The organism is Nesterenkonia suensis (assembly GCF_054782935.1).
Genome location: NZ_BAAGRN010000009.1, coordinates 170,486 through 180,728, shown reverse-complemented (window position 1 = coordinate 180,728; position 10,243 = coordinate 170,486). Strand labels below are relative to the sequence as shown.

Genomic DNA, 10,243 nt, shown 5'->3' with positions numbered 1-10,243 from the left:
GACCGCCCGGCCGGACAGCCCGGCAGGACAGCTGAGGGCCTCAGAGCGCCAGCTCAGAGCGGACGATCGCAGCCAGCGACTCGGATTCCTGACGAGCCAGCTCCGCCGTCTCCGCCTCGACCATGACCCGGACCACCGGTTCGGTGCCAGAGGGTCGCAGAAGCACCCGGCCTGCCTCGCCCAGCCGGCCCTCCGCCTCGGCGACAGCGGTCTGCACGACCTCGTGGGTCTTCACCCGCGCCTTGTCCACCCCGGAGACGTTGACCAGCACCTGGGGCAGCCGCTCCATGGCCTCGGCCGCCAGCTGCCGCAGGGACCGTCCGGTGGCGGCCACCCGGGCGGCGAGCTGCAGACCGGTGAGCACACCGTCGCCGGTGGTGGCGTACTGGGAGAAGATCAGGTGCCCGGACTGCTCACCGCCCAGGGAGTATCCGCCGGCGCGCATGCCCTCGAGCACGTACCGGTCCCCCACGGAGGTCTCGACCACGGTGATGCCGGCCTTCTGCATGGCCAGCTTCAGCCCCAGGTTGCTCATCACGGTGATCACCAGCGTGTCGTCCTTCAGCTGCCCGTCGGCATGGAGCGCCAGGGCCAGGATGCCCATGATCTGGTCCCCGTCGACGACGGCGCCGGTGTGGTCCACGGCCAGGCAGCGGTCGGCGTCACCGTCATGGGCGATCCCGAGATCCGCACCCTGAGCGACCACGGCCTCCTGCAGCTGACCCAGGTGGGTGGACCCGCAGCCCTCATTGATGTTGTGGCCGTCAGGTTCGGCCCCGATGACGACGACCTCGGCCCCAGCATCGGCGAACGCCTCGGGCGAGCAGCCGGAGGCGGCACCGTGGGCACAGTCCAGCACGATCTTCAGGCCGGTGAGGGAGACGCCTCCCAGAGAACGCAGCAGGTGGAGCACATAGCGGTCCTCGGCGTCGGCGAAGCGCCGGACGCGGCCGACCTCGCTCCCGGTGGGGCGAGGCGGCTCATGGGCCAGCTGGTCCTCGATCTCGTCCTCGAGGGCGTCGTCGAGCTTGTGGCCGCCGCGACCGAGGAATTTGATCCCGTTGTCCGGGGCCGGGTTGTGGGAGGCGGAGATCATCACTCCGAAGTCCGCGTCCACATCGGCCACGAGAAAGGCGGCTGCCGGGGTCGGCAGGACCCCGGCGTCGTGGACGTCGACCCCGGCGCTGGCCAGCCCGGCCTGGACGGCGGCGGAGATGAACTCCCCGCTGACACGAGGGTCGCGGGCCACCACCGCCACGGGGCGGCGCCCTGCGGGGGTGCGGCGGTGGCCGAGCACCTCAGCGGCGGCCTGAGAGAGCGAGAGGGCGAGTTCCGCGGTCAGCAGCCCGTTGGCCACCCCGCGCACTCCGTCGGTTCCGAAAAGTCGTGCCATGATGCGGACAAGTCTATCCATAGCGAGGCGGTGTGCCTGCACCGGCACGCGCCCTAACCCAGCCGTCCGATGTGCCGTGACGGCGCCCGGACACACGAGGACCCCCGTCGGCGGATGCCGAGCGGGGGTCCTCGTGCGGCTCCGGACCGCTGGATCAGCGGCGGGGAGCAGACGGCGCTGAGATCAGCGCTTCGAGTACTGCGGAGCCTTGCGGGCCTTCTTGAGGCCGGCCTTCTTACGCTCGACGGCGCGGGCATCGCGGGTCAGGAACCCGGCCTTCTTCAGTGCCGGCCGGTTGTGGTCCCGGTCGATCTCGTTCAGCGCGCGGGAGATTCCCAGGCGCAGCGCCCCGGACTGGCCGGAGGGGCCGCCGCCGTCGATGCGGGCGACGACGTCGTAGGCGCCGGAGAGGCCCAGCAGGGTGAAGGGGTCGTTGACCTCCTGCTGGTGCAGCTTGTTCGGGAAGTAGTCCTCCAGGCTGCGGCCGTTGATGGTCCACTGGCCGGAGCCGGGGACGATGCGCACGCGGGCCCGGGCACGCTTGCGACGGCCGATGGCGGCACCGCCGACGGTCAGCGGGGCGCGCTCGGTCTCGCCGGTCTCCTGGGCGGGGGCGGACTCCGAGGTGAAGCTGGTCAGCTCCTCGGAAGTGTTCAGCTCTTCAGTGTTCTGAGCCACGGTTCTCCTTGAAAATGTTCTCGTGTCGGGTGGCCAGGACTACTGAGCGACCTGGGAGATCTCGTACGGCTTCGGCTGCTGAGCCACGTGAGGGTGCTCCGGGCCGGCGTAGACGCGCAGCTTCTTCAGCTGAGCGGCACCGAGCTTGTTGTGCGGCAGCATGCCCTTCACGGCGCCGTAGACCGCACGGGTCGGGTGACGCTCGATCATCTCGTCGAAGGTCAGGGAGGAGATGCCGCCGGGGAAGCCCGAGTGGCGCCAGTAGCGCTTCTTCTGGCCCTTGTCGCCGGTGACGGCGACCTTCTCAGCGTTGATGATGATCACGAAGTCGCCCATGTCCTGGTGGGGAGCGAAGGTCGGTTTGTGCTTGCCGCGCAGCAGGGCGGCGGTCTGGCTGGCGAGACGACCCAGCACGACGTCAGTGGCGTCGATGATGTGCCACTGAGCGTCGGCGTCGCCAGGCTTCGGAGTGTACGTACGCACGGTGATGATGCCTTCGGTCGGTGTTCTACGGATCAGCGCACTGGACGCATGGTGGTGTGAGAAGCACCGTGCATCAGTGGCTGTTTCTTCGCGAGTGCGCCGTCCGGCTTCCCAGGTGAGGGCTGGGAAGATGCCGGGCCCGTGAGTTCCCCTGCTGCTCGTGGAGGCATACGGCCATGCAACTGAACCGCCTCGACACGAGCCCACGCAGGAGTGGACACGCACAACAGCTGTTTACTATACCGGCTGGCCTCCACTGCGGCAACGTGACCCTCCCCGGCCTCCTCAGCGCGAGGCCGGGAGTGGCCGGTTCAGCCGCGACGGCGTGCCACCAGCTCCTCCACCGGCCCGGCCAGCGGGTGGTCGGCCTCCAGCCCGGTCACCTGCTCCACGAAATCCCTCGGCGGCAGATCCGCCAGCAGCCCCTCCAGCTGGTTGGCCTGCTCGTCGTCGGCGTCCCGGAAGTCCAGGGCGGCGTCGACGACGGCGAGCAGCCCCTCCGCTTCCAGCCCCTGCTCCACGGCCTGGGAGGCCGGGCCGATCAGCCGTTCGTGGCGGGAGAGCTTGCGCAGCGGTTGGCGACCCACGCGCTGCACGGTGTCCGGCAGCGCCGGGTTCCGGAACCGCCCCAGGATCGTCTCCCGGTAGGAGGCCATGTCCTCGGCCGCGAAGCCGTGCTTGGCCACCAGCAGCGCGGAGGTCTCCTCCAGCGCGGCGGCCACCCCGGCGCCCACGGCGTCGTCGGCGAGCGCCTCGGCGATGGTCCCGGCACCGGCCCGAGACCCCAGATAGGCGGCCGCGGCGTGCCCGGTGTTCACGGTGAACAGCTTCCGCTCGATGTACGGGCCGAGATCGTCCACGAAGTGGGCACCGGGGATGTGCGGCGGGTTCTCCCCGAACGGCCCACGCTCGATCGCCCACTCGAAGAAGGGCTCCACGGTGACGTCCAGCCCCGCACCCTCGGGCTGTCCGGGGACGATGCGGTCCACCGCCGTGTTGGCGAACACCGCCCGGGCGGAGAGCTCCTCCCAGTCCGCCCCGGCGTGCTCCCGCATATGTCCGGCCAGGGTGTCCGTGGCGCCGATCGCGTTCTCGCAGGCCATGACCTGCAGCGGCGGCGCATCCGCGGCGCGCCGCCGCAGCCCGGCCACCACATGCGGGGCGATGTGCTTCAGGATCATCGGCCCGACGGCGGTGGTCACCACCTCCGCAGTGGCCACCTCCTCGGCCACGGCCTCCGGGGACTGCGCGGAGTCCACCGCACGGAACCCGTCGACCACCCGGTCCGTGCCGCCGTCGCCGACTTCATGGACCGTATAGCTCTCCGCGGCGTCCAAGGCCTGCACCAGGGGTGCGACGACGTCGGAGAAGACGACCTCATAGCCTCCCTGGCGCAGCAGCAGGCCGACGAAGCCCCGACCGATGTTTCCTGCACCGAAATGCACGGCCTTCATGACTGGTCCTCCTGTGCTCTCCATCATCAGTCCTCGTCCACCGCGGAGAGCAGCTCGAGCAGTTCCTCCTCACTGGTGGCCTCCTTGAGCCGCTGGACGGTCGCTGTGTCTCCGAACAGTCGGGCGATGCGGGAGAGGATCTGCAGGTGCTCCTCCCCCACTCCGGCGATGCCGATGACGAAGGTGGCGCGCTGTCCGCCCCAGTCCACGCCGTCGTCGTACCGGGCCACCGAGAGCGCGGAGGCCTTGATGGCGTCCTTGGCCTCGTTGCTGCCGTGCGGGATGGCGAGCTCGTTGCCCATGAAGGTGGAGACGGTCTCCTCCCGCTCATGCATGGCGGCCAGGTAGTCCCCGGTGACCGCGCCGGCGGCTTCCAGGGCCGCCGCCGCCTCGGCCATGGCCTCGTCCCGGGTGGCGGAGCCGGAGTGGATGCGGACCCGATCCAGGGTCAGGATCCCACCGTCCTGCCGGGCGGCGTGCACTGTGGACGCCGCACCAGAGGCTGTCGACTCGGCATCCTCCGGTGGCGAGGCGGGCTCGACGGACTCGGCGCTGCGGCGGACCAGCTCGACGACCTCATCATACTCCGGGGCGTTCATGAAGCTGTCCACGGAGACGTGGATCGCCTCCGGCTCCTGACCGCGAGCCCGATCCGTGAGCTGCTGCTGGGTGATCACCAGGTCGGTGTCGCCCGGCAGGGCCGCCACGGCCTTGTTGGTCACCGTGACGCCCTCGACGCCGGCATCCTTGATCTTCTTCCGCAGCACCGAGGCCCCCATCGCGGAGGAGCCCATACCGGCGTCGCAGGCGAAGATGATCGAGTTGATGCGGCCGGCGGCCTCACCGGAGGCGGCCGGGGAGGCCAGGCCGGAGAGCGCCGCTGAGGACTTGCCCTTGGCCGCGGCGGTCTTGGCCACGGCATCGGCGAAGCCGTCCTGAGACTGCAGGTCACGCTTGCGGCTGGAGAGCAGAATGACGGCCGCCACCACGAAGGTCACCGCGCACGAGAGCACGACGGAGAGCACGACGCCGAGGTAGCTTCCGGCCGCGGTCTGGCCGAGCACCGCGAAGATCGAACCGGGGGCAGCCGGTGCCCGGAGCCCGGAGTCGAAGACCATGTTGGTGCCGACGCCGGTGGCACCACCGACGATCACGGCCAGCAGCAGTGTCGGCTTCATCAGGACATAGGGGAAGTAGACCTCGTGGATGCCGCCGGCGAACTGGATCACGGCCGCCCCCGGGGCGGAAGCACGGGCGGCACCCACACCGAAGAAGCTGAAGGCCAGCAGGATGCCCAGACCGGGACCCGGGTTGGCTTCGAGCAGGAAGAGGATCGAGCTGCCTTGCTGTGAGGACTCGGCGATTCCCAGCGGAGTGAGCACCCCGTGATTGACGGCGTTGTTCAGGAAGAAGACCTTCGCCGGCTCGATGAGGATGCTGGTCAGCGGCAGCAGCCCGGTCTGCACCAGCCACTCCACCCCGGCGCCGAGGGTCTGCATGATCCAGTTGATGATCGGGGCCACGATGTAGAAGCCGAAGATCCCGACGACGAAGGCGACGATGCCGCCGGTGAACATGGAGACCAGCATCTCGAAGCCGGCCTTCACCCGTCCTTCCCAGAGCCTGTCGACCTGCTTCATCACCCAGGCGGCCAGGGGACCCATCAGCATGGCGCCGATGAACATGTGGACCTCGGGCAGCTCGTCGGCCTCCGCCACCCCGGCGTTGTGCAGAGCGATGAAGTAGTCGGAGCCGGCGATGACGGCGAAGGTCACGACGCCGGCGATGACCCCTCCCCGGAGGTCATAGATCATCCGACCGCCCTGGATGGCGATCAGCACCGGCAACAGGTAGTGGATCATCGGGCCGACCACCGTGGCGAGGGCCTCATTGGGGGTCCAGCCGACCTCGATGAAGAACGCGGTGAACAGCCCCCAGGCGATGAGTGCCGGGATATTGGGCATGATCATGCCCGAGAGGAAGGATCCGAACTTCTGGACCCCGACGCGCAGACCGCCCGGAGACCTCTGCTCCGGGGACTGCGCGACGGGCGACGGCGACGTCGTCGTCATGGTGTGCCTTTCGTCAGGTGCCCCAGCGGGGCGAGTGATCTGTGGGGTCGAAGGACTGTGCTGATGTCAGTCAGGCAGCGCCTCGAGGATCAGGGACAGGGTCCGGGACCCGTCGAGGTCGCTGAAGATGTCCGGGGGAAGGAGCGCGACCGCAGAACCGGGGGCCCGGGCGCGGAGATCCTCCACGGAGTCCCCCAGATGGGGACCCACCAGGAGGAGGTCGACGTCGCCGAGGCCTGCGTCCAGGGCGGATTCGGAGCCGGCGCGCACGGCATGCCCGAGCCCCGCCCGCTGCAGTGCGCTGCGGAGACGTTGGACCACGAACGTGCTGGACGCCCCTGCGCCGCACACCACCAGGATCTGCATCGACCATCAGCCCCTTCCTCGTCTGCTGACCATTCTCCGCGGCAGGAGATCCAGGTCACCACCACTGATGTTTCCGCCCCTGCGGAAACCCTCCGCCGCCCCGTGCCCTCCCCCGCGTCCTCCCCCGCGTCCTCTCCGCGTCCTCGCCGCGTCCTCGCCGCGTCCTCTCCGTCCGCCCCGCGTCCTCCCCGCCGGCTGGCGGCATCCGCGCGGGTATCGTGGGCGGGGAGCCCGCCGTCGGCCTGCGGCAGGTTCCGATGATCGATCCAGTGCGCAGGAGGGAGCGTGCGATGACCCGACAGCGCCAGGACCAGCTGGTCTCGCTGCTGCTGCGTGATCGCGGGTGGACCACCGCGGCCGCGCTCGCCGACCTCCTCGGCGTGACGCCGCGTAGCGTGCGCTCTTACATCGCCGCGATCAACGCCCGCACTCCCGACGGCGACGCCGTCGAGTCCGGCCCTTCCGGATACCGCGCCAACCGTCCCGTGCTGGCGGGTCTGCGCGCCGGCGGCGAACGGGAGACTCCCCGGGATCGACTGCACCGGCTGGTGCGGGCGCTGCTCACCGCCGAGGAGGGGCTCGACGTCTTCGAGACCGCCGAGACGCTCTACGTCAGCGACGCCACCGTCGAGTCGGATCTCGCCCGCGTCCGCGGCCTGTTGGAGGGGACCGATCTGCAGCTTCAGCGCAGTGGACCCCGCGTGCGGCTGGTGGGCGACGAGCTGGCCCAGCGCCGCCTGGTCTCGCGGCTGGCCCATGAGGAGATGGAGGAGGGCACCTTCGACGTGGAGGCCCTGCGACGCGCCGCAGGGCTCGGCACCGTGGACAGCGCGGCCTTTGGTGCCTTCACCCGGGAGCTGGCCGCCGAACTGGCCTCGCTGGGCTGGTACGTCAACGAGTTCGCCGCCGCCGACGTCGCCCTGCACGCCGCGATCGCCGCCGACCGGGTGGTGCGCGGCCGCGCTCTGCACAGCACCCATGGGGAGCCCAGCGACGACCAGCGTCGCCTGGGCGCGACCATCGACGCGTTGAGCCGCCGCCATTTCGCCGTCGCCCTGGGCCCCGGAGACCTGCAGCATCTCAGCTCCCTGGTGCTGACTCGGGTGGTCGCCCCCGGCGGGGCCGCCGAGGAGCAGGTCCGACTCGACCCGGAGGTCGAGGCCACTGTGCGGCAGGCGGTCACCCACGCCGCCCACGGGTACCTGGTGGACATCGTCGACGAGGGGTTCATCCGGCGTCTCGGGCTGCACGTGCAGAACCTGGTGCTGCGTTCCCGGGAGCACGCGACGGCCCGCAACCCGCTGACCCGCTCGCTGAAGTCCGCCTATCCGATGATCTTCCAGGTGGCGGTGTCCATCGCCAACGACGTCGGCCAGCGGCTGGACGTGGAGATCCACGACGACGAGATCGCCTACATCGCCATGCATGTGGGCGGACGCCTGGAGCGCCGCCGGATGGCGGAGACCGTGCTGACCGCGACCATCGTCTGCCCCGGGTACTACGAGCTGCACGAGCTGCTGCGTTCGCGGATCGCCCGGTCCCTGGGGCCCAGCATCGAGGTCACAGGGGTGGAGACCGGTGCGGACCCCGACTGGGCGGCGATCAGCTCCGACCTGGTGCTGACCACGATCGAGCCGCCCCACCGGGACGAGCGGACAGTGATGCTGCCCCCGTTCCTCACCGACGCGGACCTGGAGCGCATCACCACGGCGGCGTCCCGGCTGCGCCGGGGCCGCCGCCTGGCCCGGCTGCGCGAGGAGCTGGAGCGCTACTTCAGCCCCGAGGCGTTCATCCGGCCCCTGACCACCTCTGACGAGGAGGAGGCCATCCGGACCCTCGGCGCACCGCTGGCGGCCCGCGGGGTGATCGACCAGGACTACATCGACCGCACGGTGGAACGCGAACGGCTCTCCTCGACCGCGTTCACCGAGGCGCTGGCCGTGCCACACGCGCTGCAGATGACCGCCAGCAGGACCGCCATCGCGCTGGGCATCGCCGAGGGCTCCGTCCCGTGGGGAGACACCCGCGTCCAGGTGGTGGCGCTGGTGGCCTTCAGCGAGGAGGAGCGCGAAGCCTTCCAGACGGTCTTCGAGCAGCTGGTGGAGGTCTTCAGCGAACGCGAATCAGTGCAGCGGCTGCTGCGCCGCGGGCAGGACTTCTCCAGCTTCCTCGACGAGCTGGTCGCCGTCATCGACGGCTGAGCGGGCTCACCAGCCCCCTGACACCGAGGGCCGGGGTCAGCGGAACAGGATCAGCGATGCGCCGAATGGGCGCCCTCCGCCATGTCCTCGAGCTCCCGCCCCTTGGTCTCCGGCACCCACTTGAGCACGAAGACCAGGGACAGCAGCGCCGAGACCGCATAGAAGCCGTAGGCGAAGACCAGCGAAAGCTCCGCCATAGAGGGGAAGATCGTCGAGATCGCGAAGTTCGCCGCCCAGTTGGCCGAGGCCGTCACACCCAGGGCGATGGCGCGGATGCGGTTGGGGAACATCTCGCCCAGCAGCACCCACATGAACGGGCCCCAGGTGGCGCCGAAGAACAGCACGAACACGTTCGCCGAGATCAGCGCGACCACACCCCACGCGCCCGGCAGCTGGACGTCATCGCCCACGGTGACGGCCTGCGAGAAGGCCACGGCCATCATCCCCAGCCCCAGGGCCATGCCGGCCGATCCGACGGCCAGCGGGATGCGGCGACCCACCTTGTCCACGATGATGATGCCGATCACAGTGGCGAAGATGTTCACCAACGTGGTGATGACCTGAATCAGGAACGACCGGTCCTCGGGAATGCCCACCGACTGCCACAGCGTGTTCGAGTAGTAGAAGATCACGTTGATGCCCACGAACTGCTGGAAGACCGCAAGTCCCAGGCCGACCCACACGATGGGCATGGCCTTGCCGGAGACGAGGAGGTCGAGGAGACGCTGACGGGACTCCCGGTTGATGGTGCGGGTGATCTCGGCGATCTTCTCGCGGATCTCGGCCTCCCCGGTGAGGCCGACGACGTCGCGGAGCACCTGGGCGGCACGGGTGTCGTCACCGCGGGAGACCAGGTAGCGCGGCGATTCCGGGATGGAGGTGGCCAGCAGGCCGTAGATCAACGCGGGGATCGCCTCGATGAGGAACATCCAGCGCCAGGCGTCCACGCCGAACCACAGCTCCCCGGACGCCCCGCCGGCCAGATTGGAGATGAAGGCGTTGGAGACGGCGGCGGCGAAGATCCCGATGACGATGGCCATCTGCCACAGCGAGCCGAGACGTCCGCGCAACGTGGTGGGCGCGACCTCAGCGATGTAGGCGGGGGCGATGACCGAGGCCATGCCGACGCCGATGCCGCCGAGCACGCGCCAGATGATCAGGTCCACCGTGTCCACCGCCAGGCCGGAGCCCAGCGCGGAGACGAAGAACGCGCCGGCCGCGAGGATCATGGCGCGGACACGGCCGAGACGGTCGGAGAGCGCGCCGCCGATCCAGGCGCCGACCATGCAGCCCAGCAGCGCAGAGGAGACGGTGAAGCCGATCAGCACCTCTGAGAGGCCGAAGGTGTCCTGGATGGCTCCGACGGCGCCGTTGATGACGGCGGTGTCGAATCCGAAGAGGAAGCCGCCGAAAGCGGCGACCAGCACGACCCATGTCACCGCGGTGACCGTGGGGTCCTGGGAACGGATGGTGGTGCTCATCAGATGGTGGTCCTTCGCGTCGGCACAGTATTCGACCAGTCGGCCGCACCCGCCGCCCCAGGGCGCGAGCACCGCGGACTGTGGCACACTACCGCACCGGTCGGGAAGCGCTTTC

The 10,243-nt window shown here is 69.8% G+C and carries 8 protein-coding genes; 1 reads left to right on the top strand and 7 read right to left on the bottom strand.

Annotation, left to right across the window (positions count from 1 at the left end):
* Positions 1-40: 40 nt before the first annotated feature.
* The 6 genes from glmM to ACYVKI_RS09455 all read right to left on the bottom strand — a co-directional run bounded on the left by glmM (position 41) and on the right by ACYVKI_RS09455 (position 6,446).
* Positions 41-1,393 (bottom strand): phosphoglucosamine mutase, encoded by a 1,353-nt coding sequence (gene glmM / locus ACYVKI_RS09480; protein WP_460690100.1) that lies wholly within the window; start codon positions 1,391-1,393, stop codon positions 41-43.
* 183 nt (positions 1,394-1,576) lie between these two features.
* On the bottom strand, positions 1,577-2,071 hold the full coding sequence (gene rpsI, locus ACYVKI_RS09475; RefSeq protein ID WP_460690099.1) for a 30S ribosomal protein S9: 495 nt from the start codon (positions 2,069-2,071) through the stop codon (positions 1,577-1,579).
* 39 nt (positions 2,072-2,110) lie between these two features.
* Entirely contained in the window at positions 2,111-2,554 is a 444-nt protein-coding gene (gene rplM, locus ACYVKI_RS09470) for a 50S ribosomal protein L13 (protein WP_460690098.1), read from the bottom strand.
* A 311-nt stretch (positions 2,555-2,865) separates the two neighbouring features.
* Positions 2,866-4,008 carry a mannitol-1-phosphate 5-dehydrogenase gene (locus ACYVKI_RS09465; protein WP_460690097.1) on the bottom strand — a complete coding sequence of 381 codons (1,143 nt, stop codon included), beginning with the start codon at positions 4,006-4,008 and terminating at the stop codon, positions 2,866-2,868.
* A 26-nt stretch (positions 4,009-4,034) separates the two neighbouring features.
* Entirely contained in the window at positions 4,035-6,080 is a 2,046-nt protein-coding gene (locus ACYVKI_RS09460) for a PTS mannitol transporter subunit IICBA (RefSeq protein ID WP_460690096.1), read from the bottom strand.
* A gap of 66 nt (positions 6,081-6,146) precedes the next feature.
* The gene (locus tag ACYVKI_RS09455) at positions 6,147-6,446 is read right to left on the bottom strand and encodes a PTS sugar transporter subunit IIB (RefSeq protein WP_460690095.1); all 300 of its coding nucleotides are present in this window, start codon (positions 6,444-6,446) and stop codon (positions 6,147-6,149) included.
* A 290-nt stretch (positions 6,447-6,736) separates the two neighbouring features.
* Here ACYVKI_RS09455 and ACYVKI_RS09450 point away from each other — a divergent pair, with 290 nt between their 5' ends.
* Positions 6,737-8,647 (top strand): BglG family transcription antiterminator, encoded by a 1,911-nt coding sequence (locus ACYVKI_RS09450; RefSeq protein WP_460690094.1) that lies wholly within the window; start codon positions 6,737-6,739, stop codon positions 8,645-8,647.
* Between the two features lie 50 nt (positions 8,648-8,697).
* Here ACYVKI_RS09450 and ACYVKI_RS09445 read toward each other — a convergent pair whose 3' ends face one another.
* The gene (locus ACYVKI_RS09445) at positions 8,698-10,167 is read right to left on the bottom strand and encodes a sugar porter family MFS transporter (RefSeq protein WP_460690522.1); all 1,470 of its coding nucleotides are present in this window, start codon (positions 10,165-10,167) and stop codon (positions 8,698-8,700) included.
* Between the last annotated feature and the right edge of the window lie 76 nt (positions 10,168-10,243).